The following is an 18,881-nucleotide window of genomic DNA, read 5'->3' on the forward strand; positions in this document are numbered from 1 at the left end:
CGTCCCCCCTGCCCCAGGCATGCCGCGATTCCCACGATCAGGGGATATGCCAGAAATGGATCAACGATCAGGATAGAGGCGTGCCCGCCGACCCGCGTGTCCCCGGTCCGTCCGATTCCCCGTCTCCTTCTTCTCTTGCCCCCTCTCCTTTCTCCTCCGCCGTTCCGGCCCCTCCTGGCCTCTCGCTCCCCAAGGCCGGCGGCGCGATCCGCAGTATGGGGGAGAAGTTCACCACCGGGCCGGTGACCGGCACGGCGTCGCTCGGGGTGCCGCTCGCCCTCACCCCGGCCCGTGGCGGCTCCGAGCCGAAGCTGACGCTGGCGTACGACTCCGGATCCGGCAACGGGCCCTTCGGGCTCGGCTGGTCGCTCGACGTGCCGTCGGTCTCCCGGACCACCGACAAGGGGCTGCCCCGATATCTGGACGGCGACGTGTTCCAGCTGTCCGGCGCCGAGGATCTCGTCCCCGTCGTGTCCCCGCCGGCACGCACGGAGGGGCCGTACGAGGTCACCCGCTACCGGCCGCGCACGGAGGGGCTGTTCGCGCGGATCGAGCGCTGGCGAGAGCGCGCGACCGGCGACACCCACTGGCGGGTCACCTCCCGTGAGAACGTCACCAGTGTCTTCGGCCGCGGCCCGGCCGCCCGCATCGCCGACCCGGCCGACCCCTCCCGTGTCTTCCGCTGGCTCCTGGAGGAGACCGCCGACGACCACGGCAACCTGGCGCGCTACACCTACAAGGCGGAGGACGGCCCCGTCACCGCCGACCGGCTGCTCAAACGGATCCAGTACGGCAACCCCCGGCCCGGATCGGGCGACGGTTTCTGCTTCGAGGTCGTCCTCGACTACGGGGAGCACGACGACACCGCGCCGACGCCCGAGGAGGACCGGCCGTGGACGGAGCGGGCCGACCCCTTCTCCACCCGCCGCCCCGGCTTCGAAGTGCGCACCGCCCGGCTGTGCCGCCGTGTCCTGATGTTCCACCGCTTCCCCGAACTCGGACCGGATCCCGTCCTCGTCTCCTCCACCCGCCTCGGACACCGGGCCGACCCCGTCGCCACCGAACTGACCACGCTCACCCATCGCGGACACTCCCCCACCTCCGACGGGCCGGTCCGCGCCGAACTGCCCGCGCTCACCTTCACCTACACCGAACGCACCGTCACGTCCGAGACGCGCCCGCTGCGCGCGGCTTCCGGCGACCCGCTGCCCGTCATGGGGCCGGGCAGCCGGTGGACCGACCTCGACGGCGACGGCATCGCCGGGCTCCTCACCGAGACCGGAGGAGCCTGGTACTACCGGCGGAACCAGGGCGACGGACTGCTCGCCGGACCGGCCCCGGTCGACCCGCTGCCCTCCGGCGGCGGACTGGCCCGCGGCCGTCGGCTCCTCGACCTCGCCGGCGACGGGCGGCTCTCCCTGGCCGAGCTCGCCGGACCGGTCCCCGGCCACCATCGGCGTACGGACGACGGCTGGGCCCCTTTCACCCCCTTCGTCCGGCTCCCCGTCCTGGACTGGAACGCGCCCGGCGTCCAGCTCGTCGACCTCACCGGCGACGGACTCGCCGACGTCCTCCTGGCCGGCGACGAGGGCTTCACCTGGCATCCCTCCCTAGGCGCCGACGGCTTCGGCGACGGCCTCTCCGTCCCGACCGCCCGCACCGAGGAGCACGGCCCCCGGCTCCTCCTCGCCGACCCCGAACAGAGCGTCCACCTGGCCGACATGACCGGTGACGGCCTCACCGACCTCGTCAGGATCCGCAACGGCGAGACCGTGTACTGGCCCAGCCTCGGCCACGGCCGCTTCGGCCCCAAGGTCACCATGGCGGGCGCGCCTCACTTCGACCACCCCGACCGCTTCGACCCGCGTCGCGTCCACCTCGCCGACATCGACGGCTCCGCACCCGCCGACCTGGTCTACGCCGGCCCGGACCGGGTCCGCGTCTGGTTCAACCAGTCCGGCAACTCCTGGAGCCCGCCCGAGACGCTGTCCGTCGAGGCCCCCGCGCCGTCAGCGGTCGCCGTCACCGACCTCCTCGGCCACGGCACCGCCTGCCTCGTCCTCACCGATCCCCGCCCCGACCCCGAGCCGCAGATCCGCTACATCGACCTGATGGCGGGCGGAAAGCCCCGTCTGCTGCACACCGTCGACAACGGCATGGGGCTGCGCACCACCCTGCGCTACTCGTCGTCCACCTCCCAACGGCTCGCCGACCAGGCCGCCGGCCTGCCCTGGCTGACCCGTCTCCCGTTCCCCGTCCAGGTCGTCGCCGAGGTGCACACCGAGGACCAGGTCGCGGGCACCGTCCAGGTGTCCTCCTATCGCTACCGGCACGGCCACTACGACGGCACGGAGCGCGAGTTCCGCGGCTTCGGCTACGTCGAGCACCGCGACGCGCTCTCCTACCCGACGGGCGACGACCGGGCGTACGAACCCCCCGCCGTCACCCGGCGCTGGCAGCACACCGGCTGGACCGACGAGCGCGTCTCGACCCGCCTCGCCCACGAGTACTGGCGGCCCGACCCACAGCGGCCCGAGCCCGGCACGCTGCTCCCCGACACCGTCCTGCCGCCCGGACTCGCGCCCGAGGAGGCCCGCCAGGCGGTCCGGGCCCTGCGCGGCAACCCGCTGCGTGAGGAGGTCTTCGCCGAGGACCGCGACGGCGCCCTCGGCACGCCGTACGCCGTCACCGAGACCAACCACCTGCTGCGGGTGCTCCAGCCACAGCACGAAGGACCGCACTGCGTGGTCCTCGCCGTCCCCGGCGAGACGGTCACCGTGCACACCGAGCGCGAGGCCGGAGACGCGCGGACCAGCCATGAACTGACCCTGGAATTCGATGACTTCGGCACCGTCCTGCACTCGGCCCGGGTCGCGTACCCTCGCGCCACCCCGGCCTGCCCCGAACAGGAACGGCTGTGGCTGACCGTCGACGAGCACCTGCCCGCGCACGACACCGGGGTCGAAGGCCCCTGGCGGATCGGCACCCGGGTCGAGGACTCCGCCTACGAGATCGGCGGCGCCGAACCGCCGGCGCAGCCCGGCCTCCTCACGGCCGGTGCCCTGAGGGACCTCCTCGCCGCTGCCGCGGGGAACGAAGTCCCGTACCACGTCCCCCTCTCCGGGGCCGGGCCGCAGCGCCGGCTGATCGCCCGCACCCGGTACACCTACTGCTCGAACGACCTGACGGAGGAACTGCCGTCCGGTGCGACCGGACTGCGGGCGCTGCCCTGGGGCGTGTACCGGCAGGCGTACGCCGACGGCCAGGTCCGGGAGCTCTACGGGGACCGCGTCACCGACACCGACGTGGCCGAGGCCGGATACGTACGGCGCGAAGGACTGTGGTGGGCGCCCGCCCCGCGACAGATCCACGACCCGGACCGCGGCTACCTGCCCGTCGCTCAGGTCGACCCGTTCGGAGCCCGGTGGACCATCGGGTACGACCCCCACCTCCTGCAGGCCACCGAACTCACCGATCCCGCCGGCAACCGCACCCGCGCTGCCCTGAACTACCGGGTGTGCCGTCCCTGGCTGCTCACCGACCCCAACGGCAACCGCTTCGGGGTCCGCTTCGACCCCCTCGGCTTCGTCGTCGCCACCGCCGTCCTCGGCGCGCCCGACCGGGCGGAGGGCGACCGCCTCGACCTGACCCGGGCGGAACCGTCCCGCGCGGACGACCCGACCACGCGCCTCGAGTACGCCCTGGACACGGTCCCCGCCCGCTTCCGGCAACTGGCCAGGGAGCTCCACGGCACCACCGACAGCCCGTACCAGGAGTCCTGGACCTACGCCGACGGCACCGGCCGCACCGCCCTCGTCAAGGCGAAGGCCGAGGCGGTGTCGGGCCGGCCCCGCTGGGTCGGCACCGGCCGCACCGTGTACGACGCCCGCGGGAACCCCGTGAAGCGGTACGAGCCGTACTTCGCCCCCGACCCCGGCTACGACAGCGAGCCCGAGATGGTCGAGCGCGGCGTGACGCCCGTCCTGCACTACGACCCGCTCGGCAGACCCGAGCGGACCGAGTACCCCGACGGCACCGAGGAACGGACCGTCACCGGAGCCTGGGAGCGCGCGGACTGGGACCGCAACGACACGGTCCGCGGCAGCCGCTGGCAGCACGAACGCCTCGCCCTGCCCGCCACGGACGCCCGGCACCGGGCCGCCGTCCTCGCCGACGCCCATGCGGGCACCCCCACCCGTGTCCTGCTCGACGCGCTCGGCCGCCCTCGGGTCACCATCGTGGACCTCGGCGGCGGGCAGACCCTGGTCAGCCGCGTCGAGCTCGACGTCCAGGGCCACGAGACGGAGACGTTCGACGCCCGCGGGATCCGCGTGCGCGAGCAGCACTTCGACATGCTCGGCCGGCCCGCCCACGTCCGCACGGCGGGCGCCGGCCGGCGGTGGACCCTGCACGACGCCGCGGGCCGCCCGGCGCGTGCCTGGGACGGCCGGGGCACCTCCTTCCGCACCCTCCACGACGGTCCCGGCCGCCCCACCCACGCCTACGCCACCGACCCCGGTGGCGGCGAGCGACTGCGCACCCGCTGGTTCTACGGTGAGTCCCTCGGGCGGCCCGAAGCGGGCAACCTGCGCGGCCGGGCCTGCCTGGTCCTCGACGGCGCGGGCGCCACCCGCACCACGGAGGTCGACTTCAAGGGCAATGTCCTGGAGACCGTCCGCCGGTTCGCCCGGGACCCACGCGGCGAGCCCGACTGGTCGGCGTTCGCCGGCCTCACCGACCCGGACGAGGCCCTGCGGGCCGCCGCCGCACTCCTGGAGGACGAGGAACACCGCACCCGCACCGCGTACGACGCACTGGACCGGCCGACCCTGGTCACCCATCCCGACGGCAGCCGGCTGTCGACCTCGTACAACGAGGCCGGGCTGCCCGAGACGCTGGAACTGGAGAGCCCCGGCGAGGAACGCCGTTTCCTCGTCCGCGACATCGACTACGACGAACACGGGCGCCGCACCCTGCTCGAACGCGGCTGCGGCGCCCGGACCCTCACCACCTACGAGCCGGACACCTTCCGGCTGTCCACCGTGACCACCCGCTCCGCGACCGGCGAACCGCTCCAGCTTCTCGAGTACACCTACGACCCGGTGGGCAACGTCACGGCCACCGCGGACCGGGCCCAGGACACCCTGTTCTTCGCCAACGCCGTGGTGCCCGCCTCCCGCGAGTACGGCTACGACGCGGCATACCGCCTGGTCGCCGCCACCGGCCGGGAGCACGTCGGACAGACCGCGCCCGGCATGCCCGAGCCCGGCGGACCGGCGGTGCACCAGCTGCCCCACGCCAACGACGCGACCGCGATGCGCCGTTACGCCGAGTCCTACGGCTACGACCCCTCCGGCAACCTCCTCGTCCTCACCCACACAGCGGGGCCCGACGGCAGCTGGACCCGACGGCACGAGATCGCGGCCGACTCCGACCGGCTGCTCGGCTCCAGCCTCCCCGGCGATCCGGCGGGCACCCACTCGGCGCGCTACACCTACGACGACGAGGGCTGCGTCACCTCCATGCCCCACCTGCCCGCCCTCGCCTGGGACGCCGACGACCGGCTCGTACGCGCCGAACTCGGCGGCGGAGGCACCGCCCACTACCAGTACGACGAGCACGGAAACCGGGTCCGTGCCACCGTCGGCACCGGCACCCGCACCGAGACCCGCATCTACTGCGGCACCTGGGAGCGGTACGTGAGACAGGGCGCCGCCACCGGGCCCCTGACCCGGACCACCGTGCACGCCGAGGACGAGCACGGCCGGATCGCCCTCGCCGAGACCACCACCGGCGGCGGCACCGAGGACGGCACGCTCCTGCGCCACCAGCTCACCGACCTGCTCGGCAGCGCGACCGTCGAACTCGACGAGGAAGGCCGTCCGCTGTCGTACGAGGAGTACCACCCGTACGGCACCACCTCCTTCCGGTCGGCGGCCGGTGCGGCCCGCGCGAGCGCCAAGCGCTACCGCTTCACCGGCCGGGAGAGCGACGCCGAGACCGGCTTCAGCCACCACGGAGCCCGCTTCTACGCGCCTTGGCTCGCGCGCTGGACCAGCCCCGACCCGGCGGGCCCCGGCGCCGACGGACCCAACCTGTACGCCTACGCCCGCGGCAACCCCGTCACCCTGCACGACCCCGACGGCCTGGAGTCGACGCTGCCGGCCGTCACGCACGAAGGGGTGCTCGGCGGGAAGGTGGCGAAGGCGTGGGAGGAGTCCGTCCAGCACGTGCTGTCCGCCCGGTACGGAGGCAAGGACCTCAAGGCGAACCTCCAGCGCTTCCAGGACGAGGTGCAGTGGCTGACGGAGATGCGCGGCGGTCCGGGCTCCAACAGGGCCAAGGGCACGGCGATCAACCACGCCAGGAAGACGTTCGAAGCGGTCGGCGCGCGCTTCCGCTCTGTGACGGGGCTGGAGAAGGGCATCCAGATCCACCACGTGTTCGACAAGCTCGCGAAGGTTCCTTCGAAGGCCCTCGACGCGGCCAATCTGGCGCTGGCCCGTGGCCAGGCCGGCGTCGCGGGCACCACCCACTCGATCCTCCACGCGGCGGACGGAGCAGCCGCCCAGGGCGTTGCCAACCCTGTGGAAGCGGCCGCGCGGGCCGCCGGCAAAGACGGTCTGTACGGCCCCGGCCGCGGGGTGATCAAACTGGGACAACGGGGACAGGCCGCGGCGCGAGGGGTGGCCAAGGGTGCCGGAGCACTCCGCGCGGCGGCCCATTCCTTCTTCACGGCGGCCAAGACCGGCGCGGGACACGTCGCGAAGGTCGCCGGGAAGTACTCCGGCGCCGCTGAGTCCTTGGCCAAGAACGCCAAGGGCGCCGTCCGCATCGCACCGCTCCTCGGTGCCGCGATCGCCATCCACGGCATTCGCGAGGACCTCAAACAGGGGGACTACACGCATGCCGCGGTCAACGTGCTCTCCGCCGTGCCGGGCGTCGTCGGCGCCGCCACGTCCGCCTTGGACTTCGCGGTCGGCAAGCTCGTCGACCACGTAGGCGTACCGCTCCTCGCCAAGTCGGAAGGCTTCCGCAATCACGTGATCGCTGTCAACAAGTTCTTCGGATGGTGAGGAAATGACCAGCGAGCTCCCGAGCCCCGCCGCCCCCGCGCCCGCCGCCGGTCTCCGCAGACTGCGCGGGCGCGTCCTGCGGGCCGACGGCGCGCCCGGCGCCGGTGCGACCGTCGCCGTCAGCGCCCGACGGCTGCGCGCCACCGAACCGGTGTGCGCGACCCGCACCGACGGCGACGGCGGCTACTTCGTCGAATTCACGCGTCCGGCGGGGCCGGTGGACCTGCTGGTCGAGGTCAGTCTCGACGGCACGTCGGCCCGGGCGGTGCGACCGCTCGACGGGCGGCCAGACGCCCCGCTCGACATCACCCTCCCGCAGGACCGGCGTACCGGGTACGAGCGGCTGCTCGCCGATCTGACGCCGCTGCTCGACGGCGCCGACCCGGCGGAACTCACCGACGAGCAGATGGACTTCCTGGCCCGCGTCACCGGACAGGAGCGGAAACGGGTCGCGTGGCTGGCCGCCGCCGCCCGGCACGCGGCGGCCACCGGCCAGCCCGCCGAGGTCTTCTACGCCTTGCTGCGATACGGCTGTCCGGACGACCTGGGCGCCCTGGCGCAGCTGCGGGCGCGGGACGTACGGCGGGCTCTCGGCACGCCCGTGGAAGGGCACGTCACCGATGGACACGCCGACGACGGGCGTTCTGTCGACGGCCACTCCGGCGGCAGGCGCTCCGACGGCGGGCGCTCGGCCGACGGCCACTTCGGCGACGGGCACTCCAGCGGAGGCCCCTCCGTCGACGGCCACTTCGGCGGAGGCCGCTCCGTCGGCGGGCGCGACGGCTCTGCCCGGTCGCGCGCCGCGTACCCGTCGGCGACGGTGCCCCATCAAGACCTCTCCGGGCACACCGACGACTTCCTCACCGCCCTGCGTTCGCGCCAACTCGACTCCGCCGCCGAGCGCGATGCCGCTCCTTCCGCGGCTCCCCCGGGCGGCACCGCCGCCACGACCCCGCTGGCCCGGATCTTCGCCGTCGCCGTCACCGACGCCCCCGCCCGCGAACGTCTCTACAACGCCTACCTCGACCGTACGGACGAGGACACCTGGCACACAGAGGTCGCAGCCGACCCGGACACCGCTCCCCACACCGACCGGCTGCGGCTCGCCCTCGGCCTGGCCGCGGCCACCGCCCAACACCCCGATCTGGTCGCCGTCGTCCTGAACCGCTTCGATTCCGGCGAACTCTCCGCACTCCGCGATCTGGTCACCCTGGACGAGCAATGGACGGACCTGGTCGGCGAGGCCGGCGGGCCGCCGGAGGGGCGTACGGCCGAGGAGTACGCCGAATCGGTCCGCGCCGCCGTCGCCGCCGCCCACCCCACGGCCTACGTGGCGCACAAGCTGGCCGCGCTGCCGGAACACAGGAACGCCCCGGCCGCCCGCTTCCTCGCCGCCCACCCCGATTTCGACATCGTCGGCACCCCGGTCAACCGTGCGACCGTCCCGGACGCCGAGGCCCGCAGCGAACTGCGCCCCGTACAGCGCCTGTTCAAGATCGCGCCACGCTTCGAGACCCTGCGGGCACTGCGCGACAGCGGATTCGACTCGGCCCAGGCCATCGCCCGGATCGACCGGGCCGGCTTCGCCCGCCGGATCGCCGGCCACGTCGGCGAGGAGGAGGCGCACCTCCTCCACGAACGGGCCACCCAGGTGCATGCCGCCGCCCTCAACCTCGTGGCCGACCTGAGGACCGCCGGGCACTTCGACGTACCGTGGCTGCCCGCCGCCGTCGACGGGGACCCGCGCATCCCCGACTGGGAGGAGCTGTTCGGTTCGGCCGACTACCCTGCGGTCGAGGAGTGGCAGACCTTCTACGGCCAGCCCGCCTATCTGGTGGACCTCCTGTACTACCTGCGCCGGCTCGGGGAGAACTACGGCACGCCTCCGCCCACCACGTCCGGCGACGGGCCCGTCGCCGACGTCCTCTTCGCCCGCCGTCCCGATCTGTGGGAACTCCACCTGGGCAAGGACAACACCGAACTGGCCCTGCCCTATGTGGACCTGGTCAACGAACTCCTCGAATCGGCCGTGGCACCCGACACCGCCGTCCTCGCGGAGCGGCGCCAGAGCACGGGCGACGCCGCCGAACTCCGGGTCCGCCCCCAGCACGTCAACCCCGGCGCGTACGACAAGCTGCGCACGGCCGTGTACCCCTGGGACCAGCCCTTCGACCTCTGGCACGCGCAGACCGGCGCCTGCCTCGGGCACCTCGGCGTGACCAGGGACGCGCTCCTCACCACCCTCGGCGTATCCGGCGCGAGCCCCGAGGAGGCCAGTGCCGCCCGCACCGCCGAGCGGCTCGGCCTCAGCCGGGCGCAGCACCGGATCATCGCCGGCGAGGTGCTCACCCCGGCCCGTACCCTCGCCGAGTTCTACGGGCGGCCCGCCGACCAGACCCCCGCCGAACTGGTCACCAAGATGACCCGGGTGCGCGCCCTCCTGGACACCGGGCAGCTGCGCTACGCGGAGCTCGACCTCGCCCTGCGGACCCGCTTCGTCAACCCGGCCGGCACCGTCACCATCCAGCCCGACGACCCCAAGTTCCCCTACACGACCACCGCCATGTACCTGACCGGGGTCGACGCCGTCTTCCTCGACCGGTTCCACCGCTTCGTCCGGCTGCGCCGGGCGCTCGGCCTCTCCGACGAGGAGACCGACCGGCTCATCGCCGGCAGCGGCTCCGGCGGACGTCTGGACACGGCCGCCCTGCGCTGCATCGCCGCCGCCCGGGGGCTCGCCGCCCGCCTCGGTCTCGACGTCGACCAGGTCCTCGCCTTCACCCAGCCGCTCGACACCCACCAGCACCCGGGGGCCGCCCGGCCGCCGCTCTACGACCGGCTGTTCCTCGACCCGGCCGCCGTCACCGTCCCGCCCGGCGAGGCTCACCCCTTCCAGCTCACCCCGGACCGCACGGAACTCCAGGAGGTCGGGCCACTCACCGGACGGCCCGCCGTCGCGGCCGCCCTCCTGGCCGTCCTGCGCGTCACCGACGACGAACTCACCGCACTCACCACCGGCCCCGACGCCGTCATCGGCGACCGGCTCGACCTCCTCGCGCTCACCAAGCTCGTCGCCTGGGTCACGCTCGCCCGGGCCGTCGCGCTGAGCGTGCCCGACACCCTGCGGCTCGCCCACTACTGCCCGCCGTTCCTCTGGGCCACTCCCCCGACCGGGGCCGGGGACCGGGCCGCCGACGGCGAGACCGAACTGGCCGGCGGCGCACCCGTCCGCCTGCCCGCCCGCCCCGCGCACACTCCGGGCGAGACCGAACTCGGCGCGGGTGCGCCCCTGGCCTTCGAGGACCTCGGCCCCGCCGCGGCCGACGCGCCCCCGCAGCCCGTCGACCTCGGGATCGCGCGGACCGAGGAGTTCCTCGACCTCGCGGGGCTGCTCGCCGAAGCCGGACTCGGCGTCGCCGAACTCGACGCCCTGCTCCTCGCGGCACCGCCCGGCCCCGGCGGGCAGAGCCCCGTGCCCCGGGACGAGGCGCTCGCCGCCACCCTCACCACGCTGCGCGCCGCCGTCCAGACGATCCACCAGCAGACCGCCCGCACCACGGACGACAAGGGCGAACTGACCCGCAAGAACCTCGCCCTGCTCGGCTGGGACACCGCCCTCACCCAGCAGGCCGTCGCCACCCTGCTCGGCACCGTCACCTACACCACACCGCTTGCCGCCCTGCCCACCGGCCTGGTCCTGCCTCCCGACCTGCCGCTGCGCCACGAGCCGGGCGAGCGTCCACAGGACGGGCTGCTGACCTTCGGCGGCCCCATGACGAAGGCCCAGCTCGACCGCCTCCTCGCGCTGAGCGGCGACGCAGCCTTCAAGACCGCGGTGGCCGCCCTGCACGACGCACCCCGCGCCTTCGTCCGCGACCGCATGAAGCTCCTGCGCATCCCCGTCTTCGCGGCGCGCCTGGAGGCTCTCCCCGCCGGATACCGCATCCCCCCGACCCTCACGGCCAAGGTCTTCCACGACCCGAGCCTGGGCGCCCTGCGCTGCCGCGGCTACCTCACCGAGCCCGAGATCGCGCTCCTCACCCCCACCGACCCGCGCCCGGGGACGCCCCCGGCGATCGTGCGCGCGGTCAACGACCTCCGGACCGCCCAGAACGAACCGCCCGCGGACGGCAACGCGTTCCTCGACGCCCAGGCCGCCGACACCCTCTTCGACGGCTCGGACATCACCCCGGCGGACCGCTTCCACCTCGTCCTGGAGCGCCTCGCCCCCTACCTCCGGCGGACCCTGAGCGAGACGGCCGCCGTCCAGCAACTCGGTCAGGCCACCGGCCTGGACACCGCGAGCGCCGACGTCCTGCTGCGCACCTGGCTGCGCCCGGCCGGCCGGCCGCCGGCCCTCCAGGAGTTCCTGGCACCGGAGTTCACCGACAGCGACCCCGGTGTCTCGGTGACCCGGACGGCCTTCGACCGGCAGTTCCGGACACTGGCCTTCCTGTACCGGGTGGCGCTCGTACTCGGCCGGCTGCGGGTGACCGCCGAGGAGATCCCGTACGTCTTCGGGTACGCGGCCCAGGGCGGCTGGCTCGACCTCAACACGCTGCCCCTCGCACCCCTGCCCGCCGCCCCTGTCGGCCCGCTGCGGATCCTGCTCGAACTGGGCCGGCTGCGGTCGGCGATCCGCGGCGGCGTACCCACCCTGCGCGCCGTCTTCGACGTGGCCCGTACCCCCGGCGCCCAGGAACGCGACGCCGCCGCCGAACTCGCCCGCCGCACCGGCTGGAACGCCTCGGACATCACGGCCGTGGCCCGCGACCACGGGATCACGACAGCGACCCAGTACGGCGGCGTCCCCGCGCTGCGTGCCGTACAGGCCGGGATCGGACTGCTGCGGCGCCTCGGCGTGGCCGCGGAACGGGCGCGACCATGGCAGCGACCCGAGCTCACGGCCGAGGCCGCGGAGGCCGCATGGCTGACGGCCAAGTCCCGGCACTCGCCCCGCGACTGGACGGCCGCCGCCACGCCGCTGCGCGACGCCCTGCGCGAGCGGCAGGGGGCCGCGCTCGTGTCGTACCTGGTCGCCCACCCACTGCTTGACGGGGACGGCCGGCCTCGGTGGCGCGACGCGAACGACCTGCACGACCACTTCCTGCTGGACGTGGAGATGGGCCCGACGCAGCTCACCACCCGGCTCGCCCAGGCCATCTACACCGTGCAGCTGTTCGTCCAGCGGATCCAGCTCAATCTGGAGCAGGTGTACACCTGGCACGGCGACGGCCTGTGGGCCCAGTGGGAGTGGATGAAGCAGTACCGGCTCTGGGAGGCCAACCAGAAGGTCTTCCTGTACCCCGAAAACTACTTCGAGCCCGAACTGCGCACGGACAAGACGCCGTTCTTCGCCGACTTCGAGAACGCGATCATGCAGCGCGAGGTGACCTCCGCGTCCATCGAGGACGCCGTCAAGGGATACCTGGAGAGCCTGGACAAGGTCGCCCGGCTGCGGCCCGCCGGCCTGTGCCACCAGAACACACCGGGAGACGGGGACCTCCATCTGGTGGGCCGCAGCGAGTCCACGCCCCGCGAGCACTACTACCGCAAGCGGGTCGACGGCCGGTACTGGACCCCGTGGGAGCGCATCGAGCTCGACGTCGACGGAGACCCGGTGGTCCCGGCGCTGTGGAACGACCGGCTGTTCCTGTTCTGGGCGACGCACGAGCTGGTGGCCGAGCAGCAGCAGCTCAAGATGCCGCAGCCCGACCATGCGCTGGAGGAACCGCGCAAGCACCTTGAGTTCAAGCTGAACTGGAGCCAGTACGCGGGCGGCAAGTGGCAGCACAAGACCGTCGCCAAGGACATTTTGTACGCGAGGAACAGCGACATGTACCCCGTCGACGGGGTGCTCGATCCCGAGCTCTACGCGCTCGCCACGTATCCGCTCGGAGACGACTCCCCCGACGAGCTCAAGGTCGAGTTCCTCTTCGGCCACAGGCAGGGCCCCACCGGCTTCACCCACATCGGCGGCAGCTACTACCTCACCCCGCGTCTGGGCGGCATGAGTTTCGGAGTCTTCGTCGAAGAAGGCTCGCGCTACGGAACGTTGCCGACTCCGCCCCGTACCCGGCCGTACTACGGAGAGTTCCGGACGCCCGTTGGGGAGTACGGGCCCTACTTCATGTTCGACGTCCAGAACCCTTGGCTCCGCCCGCATCTCCAACTGCTGGGGCGCTCCCCGAGCGCCGGGCTGCCCCGACTGCTCTGCTCGCACAACCCCACCGACATGCCCACCCGCTTCTACCAGACCTTCACCGACGAGAAGCGGGCCTTCCTGCTGGTGCCGCAGGACGACGGCACCTCACACGTGCAGATCCTCCCCCTGTACCACCCGTACACGCAGACCCTGGCCACCCGCCTGTCCCAGGACGGCATGGACGGGCTGTACGACCGCGACATCCAGCTCCACCCCGAGACGTTCGGCGCGCCGTTCGACTTCAACTTCTGGTACGAGCCCAACATGGACGTCGTCCACGGCGACCTCCCCAAGGAGACCCTCGACTTCGACCGGTCAGGGCCCTACTCCGACTACAACTGGGAGCTGTTCTTCCACGTCCCGCTGCTCGGCGCCGCCCGGCTCTCCACCAACCAGCGCTTCGCTCAGGCCCAGCAGTGGCTGCACCGGATCTTCGACCCCACCGACCGCGACGATCTGCCGGAACCGCAGCGCTACTGGCGGACCCAGCCGTTCCATCTCACCCAGGACTACACCAAGGAGCGGATCGAGGTGATCCTGCGCCGGCTGGCCGAGGGCGGCTGGCACGACACCGCCGAGGTCCACCAGTGGCTGACGCACCCGTTCGAGCCCGATGTCGTCGCCCGGCTGCGCACCACCGCCTACCAGAAGGCGGTGGTCATGAAGTACCTCGACAACCTCATCGCCTGGGGCGACCAGCTGTTCCGGCAGGACACCATGGAGGCCGTCAACCAGGCTACCCAGCTCTACGTCCTCGCCTCCCAGCTCCTCGGTCGGCGGCCCGACGAGGTGACCGGGCGGACCGTGCCGGCGCCCAAGAACTACCGCCAGGTGGTGCAGGGTTCGGAGGGACTGGTCTCCGCCGTCACCCGGGCCGAGCATCTAGTGCCGGCCGGACCTGTGCGGGCCGGCCCGGTCGCGGCCGCCCCGCGGATCGCGCCCGGCCTCGGCCTCAACTGGCTCGACACCTTCGTGGTCCCGCGCAACGACAAGCTCCTCGGCTACTGGGACACCGTCGCCGACCGGCTGGCCAAGATCCGCGCCGGCCAGAACATCTCCGGCGTCCAGCGTCGCACCGCGCTCTTCGGCGCGGCCATCGACCCCGCGCTCCTCGCCCGGGCCGTGGCCGCCGGGCTCAGCGTCGAGAGCGTCCTGGACGACATCAGCGCGCCCGTGCCCCCGTACCGCTTCGCCACCATGGTCGCCAAGGCGAAGGAACTCGTGGGCGAGGTCAAGGCGTTCGGGGCCGCTCTGCTCTCCGCCCTGGAGAAGCGCGACGCCGAGGCGCTGGCCCGCCTCCGCTCGCACCACGAGACGGCGGTCCTCAAGGCGGCGCGTGCGGTCCGCGAACAGCAGGTCCTGGAGGCCGACGCGAGCCTCCAGGCCGTGCGCAAGCAGCGGGAGGCCGCCGACGGCAAGGTGGAGTACTACGCGGGCCGGGCCTACATGAACACAGGGGAGATCGCGCACACCGTGCTCTCGGCGGCGGCCATCGTCCACCAGGCCGTCGCCGCGGGCGTGGACATGACGGCCAGTGCCATGGGCCTGATCCCCGACGTCAAGACCGGCACCCCCACCACCATGGGCCTCACCTTCGGCGGCCAGAACCTCAGCCAGGCCCTGCACGGGCTCTCCGGATCGCTGGAGAAGGTCGCCAACACCCTGAACAGCGCCGGAGCACTGGCCGCCACCATGGCCGGCTACGACCGGCGCCAGGACGACTGGAACTTCCAGGCCGCCCAGGGCGGGGTCGAGCAGCAGCAGTACGACCGGCAGATCCTCGCGGCCGAGATCCGGCTGAAGGTGGCGCAGACAGAGGTGGAGAACCACGACCTCCAGATCGCCAACGCCCGCGAGGCGGACGCCTTCCTGTACGAGAAGTACACGAGCGAGGAGCTCTACGACTGGATGGCCGGCGGCCTGGCCACCAGCTACTTCCAGGTCTACCAACTGGCGTACGACCTCGCCAAGCGTGCCGAGCACGCCTTCCGCCACGAGCTCGGCGTCGAGGAGTCCGACTACATCCGCTTCGGCTACTGGGACACCCTCCACAAGGGGCTGCTCGCCGGCGAACGCCTGAGCGTGGATCTCGGCAGGCTCGACGCCGCCTACCACGAGGCCAACGCCCGCGAGTTCGAGCTGACGAAGCGGATCTCGCTCGCCCAGATCGACCCGGTCGCGCTGCTCCGGCTGAAGGAGACCGGCACCGCGTACGTCTCGCTGCCGGAGGCGCTGTTCGACCTGGACACCCCCGGCCACTACCTGCGCCGGATCAAGAGCCTGGCCCTGACCGTGCCGTGCGTCGCCGGCCCGTACACCTCCGTGAACCTGACCGCGACCCTGCTCGACAGCACCGTACGGGTCGATCCACGCCTGACCGAAGGGAAGTACGCCCGGCAGCGCTCCGACACCCGCTTCCGCGACAGCACCGGCGCCGGCCAGTCCATCGTGACCAGCACGGGTCAGGACGACACCGGACTGTTCGAGACCAGCCTCCGCGACGAGCGGTTCCTGCCGTTCGAGGGCGCCGGAGCCGTCGGCCAGTGGCGGCTCTCGCTGCCCGAGGAGTTCCGGCAGTTCGACTACGAGTCGATCAGCGACGTCGTCCTCCACCTGCGCTACACGGCACGCGACGGCGGCAGCGCCCTCGCCGAGCGCGCGGTGGCGGAGTTGCGGAAGGCGCTCACGGAATGGGCGCGCGGGGACGGCGCGAGCTCCCTCTACCGGGTGTTCAGCGCGCGTCGCGAGTTCGGTGACCACTGGGCCCGCTTCCTGGCCCCGCAGCCCGACCGGCCGGCCACGCTCCGGTTCACGGTCGCCAAGGACCGCTTCCCGTACGTGTTCCGGGACGAGCGGATCACGGTGTCGCAGCCCGAGCTGGTGCTCGTCCTCTCCGGGGAGCTGCGGCCGGACGGCCGACGGCGGTACGTGGACTGCTACGGCGACCGCGAGCCGCTGACCGGCACGGTCGTCGCCCGGCCCGGCCACAGCGCCGCCGTCCGGCTCGCCGCCGACCCCTCGCTCGGCGGCCAGGCCAGGGCGGCGGTCGACGGGGCGGGTGGACCGGTCACCGAGGCGGGAGAGGAGTGGGAACTGACCGTTCCGGCCGACAGCATCGCCGCGCTCGCGCCCGAACTCCGTGACGGGCCCGGCCTCAACGCTGACGCGGTGGTCGACCTGCTGCTCGTCGTGCGGTACACGGTGTCGAAGGTGGACCGGTGACGCATCCGGCGGAGCCGGCAGCAGCTGACGCGTACGAGCGAGCTGTTCACCGAGCGGTGACCGCGGCGCCGCTCCTTCGTCCGGTCACAGCATGACGTGCTTCGGGTGGGTGTGGTCCAGGAGGCCCGCCAGCGACAGGTCGCTGCCGTAGCCGGAGTGCTTGACGCCGCCGTGGGGCATCTCGGAGACCGTGGTGCCGTGGGTGTTGACCAGACGATGCCCGTGCGGAGGGCGCGGACGCGCAGGGCCACCGTGGCCGAGCCCTCGGCCACCCGCAGGCCCTCCCACGCGTCGTACGCGTAGTGCCCGTCGCCGGGTACGGCGGCGTGCTTGCGCAGGGCGGCGACGAGAGAGATGCGCTCGTACGAGCCGTCGGCGAGGGCGAGTTGACCGATCCCCCAGAGGCGTACGACGGCCGGGGGCGCGCCCTCGGCGCGCAGCCAGTCGCCGAAGGAGATCCGGTCGAGGGCCGTGGCGGCGGGGTGGGACCAGGAGGCGGCGGGGTCGGCGGTCGCGGCGAGCGCCACGAAGGCGGCGGTCGCCTTGCGGTGGCAGGCGTCGTCACCGGCGCCGAACCAGTGGGGCGGATCCCCGGCGGAGGTGCCTTCGGGGGTGACGCGGGCGAGGGTGCCCGGTTCGGCGACGTGGCCGGGGACCGGGGTGAGGCCGAGTTCGGCGGCCAGGTCCGTGTTTCGACCGGGAGTTCCCGGAGGTCTGAGCCGACGATGAAGCCGACGACGAAGGAGCACCGTCGTCAGTCGACGAGGACTCCCGGATTGAGGATGTGGTGCGGGTCGAGCGCGTTCTTGGCGGCTCGGAGCACGAGTGCGAAGGGTTCCGGGCGTTGGTGGTCGTAGGCGGGGCGGTGGTCGCGGCCGACCGCGTGATGGTGGGTGACGGTGGCGCGGTGGCGGTGCAGGACGTCGGTCGCCGCGGCCTTGATGTCGTCCCAGATCCGGACCTCGTCGCCGGGGCGGCCGGCCACGGCCACGGTGAAGTAGGGGGCGGCGCCGTCGGGGTAGACGTGCGTCAGGCGGCAGTTGACGGTCGCCTGATGCCCGGTGGCCTTCACGGCGGCGGCGCCGACCTCGGTGCGTACGGCGTCGATCAACGCGGGGATACGGTCCCAGGTGGCGGCGGTCTCGAAGGTCTCGACGACCGCGCCCATCCGGGCCAGACCGTCACGCAGGTAGGGCATGCGGAGGAACGCCGAGCGCCATGCGCCCACGGCCGCGTCGGTTCCCGCGCCGCGGTCGGCCGTCGGCGCCTCGCCGCGGCCGCCGTGCGCGCGGGCCAGCTCCAGGGCGGTCGCGAGGCGGTCGTCCACGGGGGTGGTGGCGGATTCGAAGCCCAGGACGAGGACCGCCGTGCCGTCGTGCGAGGCACCGGACAGGAGTGCCTCGCCGGGGTCGAGCAGACGGCAGTTGGCAGGGGCGAGGTCGGACTGGGCGATGTCCCGCACGGCGTCCAGTGCGCGGTGGAAGTCGGCGAAGGCCACGGATGCCGCGGCTTTGTGCCGGGGGCGTTCCTGCAGGCGCATCCATGCCTCGGTGATGACGCCGAGCGCGCCTTCGGAGCCGAGGAACAGCCGGTCGGGCGACGGCCCCGCGCCGGACGCGGGGAGCCGCCACGAGGTGCCGGTGCCGGCGGGGGTGACCACACGCAGGGACTGCACGAAGTCGTCGATGTGCGTGTGGACGGTGGCGTAGTGGCCGCCCGCCCGAGTGGCGAGCCATCCGCCGAGGGTGGAGAACTCGAAGCTCTGCGGGAAGTGGCGCAGGGTCAGCCCGTGCGGCCGGAGCTGATCTTCGAGTACGGGTCCGAGGGCGCCGGCCTGGATCAGGGCGGAGCGTCCGGTGGTGTCGATCTCCAGGACCCGGTCCATGGCGGTCAGGTCGAGTGACAGTACGGCGCGGTGGGCATCGCCGCGGTACTCCACTCCGCCGACCACGGAGGAACCGCCGCCGAAGGGGATGACGGCCACGGCGTTCCCGCCTGCCCAGTCGAGCAGGTCGGCCACGTCCTGGTCGCAGGTCGGCCGGCCGACCAGGTCGGGAATGCGGCCGGGCCGGCCGCGCAGGGCTCGGATGACGTCGCGGTAGGCCTTGCCCATGGCGTGGGCGGCACGCTCTTCGGGGTCGGCCGTGACCAGGTGCGCCAGGGAGGCCGGAGGTGCCGCGCCCGGCCGGCCGATGGAGAGGTCGGCGATGCGGGGCAGCGGCAGCGGGCCGGCCAGGGTGCCCGGCAGCAGGGCGCCCAGCGCTTCGCACTCGGCGTCGTCGGGGTGCGCGTCTGCGTATCCCCAGCCCCACCAGGAGCGGGGCCGGACGGTGCGGGGGTCGGTCGCGGTGGCAGGCATACGGATGCTCCCGGCGGGA

At 73.1% G+C, this 18,881-nt stretch carries 3 protein-coding genes; 2 read left to right on the top strand and 1 reads right to left on the bottom strand.

Annotation, left to right across the window (positions count from 1 at the left end):
* The first annotated feature begins 215 nt into the window (after positions 1 to 215).
* Both ACZ7HT_RS33325 and ACZ7HT_RS33330 read left to right on the top strand, forming a co-directional pair.
* Entirely contained in the window at positions 216 to 7,076 is a 6,861-nt protein-coding gene (locus tag ACZ7HT_RS33325; RefSeq protein WP_471172878.1) for a SpvB/TcaC N-terminal domain-containing protein, read from the top strand.
* Positions 7,077 to 7,080: 4 nt separating this feature from the next.
* On the top strand, positions 7,081 to 16,503 hold the full coding sequence (locus ACZ7HT_RS33330) for a Tc toxin subunit A-related protein (RefSeq protein WP_471172880.1): 9,423 nt from the start codon (positions 7,081 to 7,083) through the stop codon (positions 16,501 to 16,503).
* Positions 16,504 to 17,257: 754 nt separating this feature from the next.
* On the opposite strand, the gene ACZ7HT_RS33335 is transcribed toward ACZ7HT_RS33330, so the two are convergent.
* Positions 17,258 to 18,862, bottom strand: coding sequence for an FAD-binding oxidoreductase (locus tag ACZ7HT_RS33335; RefSeq protein ID WP_471172882.1), 1,605 nt, complete (start codon positions 18,860 to 18,862; stop codon positions 17,258 to 17,260).
* Positions 18,863 to 18,881: the final 19 nt, after the last annotated feature.

This window comes from Streptomyces sp. NPDC037410 (genome assembly GCF_055602235.1).

Coding starts and splice junctions, on each gene's coding strand:
- ACZ7HT_RS33325 (WP_471172878.1), top strand. CDS start 216: ATGGGGGAGAAGTTCACCACCGGGCCGGTGACCGGCACGGCGTCGCTC.
- ACZ7HT_RS33330 (WP_471172880.1), top strand. CDS start 7,081: ATGACCAGCGAGCTCCCGAGCCCCGCCGCCCCCGCGCCCGCCGCCGGT.
- ACZ7HT_RS33335 (WP_471172882.1), bottom strand. CDS start 18,862: ATGCCTGCCACCGCGACCGACCCCCGCACCGTCCGGCCCCGCTCCTGG.